The organism is Sphaerisporangium fuscum (assembly GCF_018531465.1).
GTDB classification, from domain to species: Bacteria; Actinomycetota; Actinomycetes; order Streptosporangiales; family Streptosporangiaceae; genus Sphaerisporangium; species Sphaerisporangium fuscum.
On record NZ_JAHDTF010000086.1, the window covers coordinates 1 to 1,393 of the forward strand.

The window sequence follows — 1,393 nt, forward strand, 5'->3', positions numbered from 1 at the left end:
GGGACTGTCTAGAAAACGGTGTTTCTCGATCTCGATTCGTTATCGGGTGGTCGGGGTCAGGCGGCCTTCGAAGGTGATGGCGAAGGCGTTCAGGGCGGCCTTCCAGCGGGTGATCCAGCGTTTGCGGCCCTTGCCGGTCGGGTCCAGGCTCATGATCGCCATGTAGACGCACTTGAGCGCGGCCTGCTCGTTCGGGAAGTGGCCGCGAGCCTTGACCGCCCGCCGGATGCGGGCGTTGACCGACTCGATGGCGTTGGTCGAGCAGATCACCCGGCGGATCTCGGTGTCGAAGTTGAGGAAGGGCACAAACTCGGCCCAGGCGTCCTCCCACAACTTCACGATCGCCGGATACTTACCGCCCCAAAGCTCGGCGAACTCCAACAACCGCTCCAGCGCGGCGGCCTCGGTCGGCGCGGTGTAGACCGGCTTGAGCGCCTTGGCGATGGCGTCCCAGTGCTGGCGGGCGGCATACCGGAACGAGGCGCGCAGCAGGTGAACGACGCATGTTTGGACGACTGCCTGGGGCCAGACCGTCTCGATGGCCTGCGGCAGGCCCTTGAGCCCATCGCAGACCACCATCAGCGCATCGGCCACACCGCGGTTCTTGATCTCGGTCAGCACGTGCAGCCAGAACTTGGCGCCCTCGCCACCGTCGCCGGCCCACAGGCCGAGGATGTCGCGCTCGCCATCGACGGTGACCGCCAGCGCCACGTAGATGGGCCGGTTGGCGACCTGGCCCTCGCGCAGCTTCACGTGAATGGCGTCGATGAAGATCACCGGGTAGACCGGGTCCAGCGGCCGGTTCTGCCACTCGGCCATGCCGTCCAGCACCTTGTCGGTGATGGTCGAGATGGTCTGCTTGGACACCTCGGCCCCGTAGACCTCGGCCAGGTGGGCGGAGATCTCGCCGGTGGTCAGGCCCTTGGCGGCCAGCGAGATGACCATCTCGTCCACGCCGGACAGGCGCCGCTGCCGCTTGCGCACGATCTTCGGCTCGAAACTGCCGTTCCGATCACGCGGCACGGTGATCTCGACCGGGCCGACATCGGTGAGCACGGTCTTGGACCGGCTGCCGTTGCGGGTGTTGCCGGTCTCGTTGCCGGAGCGTTCGTGCTTGTCGTGGCCGAGATGGTCGGTGATCTCACCCTCCAGCGCGGACTCCAGCACCAGCTTGGTCAGCCGGCCCAGCAGCCCGTTCTCACCGACCAGCTCCATGCCCTCGGCCCGGGCCTGATCGACGAGCCGGGCCACCAGCTCCCGATCCGTTGCATCCTCCGGCTTCTTGCGCGCCACGGTGGCGTCCTCCAGGTCGATCTCCGTCGATGCCTGGATCACAGTACTCATCAGGGGTGTCCTCCATGATCAGGAGTTACACCGTTGTTCTTACAGTCCC

Annotated in this window: 1 protein-coding gene; it reads right to left on the bottom strand. The window is 66.2% G+C overall.

Annotated elements, in window-relative coordinates; translation table 11 throughout:
- Positions 1–39: 39 nt before the first annotated feature.
- Entirely contained in the window at positions 40–1,344 is a 1,305-nt protein-coding gene (locus KIK05_RS46415; protein ID WP_214417337.1) for an IS256 family transposase, read from the bottom strand.
- Positions 1,345–1,393 lie beyond the last annotated feature (49 nt).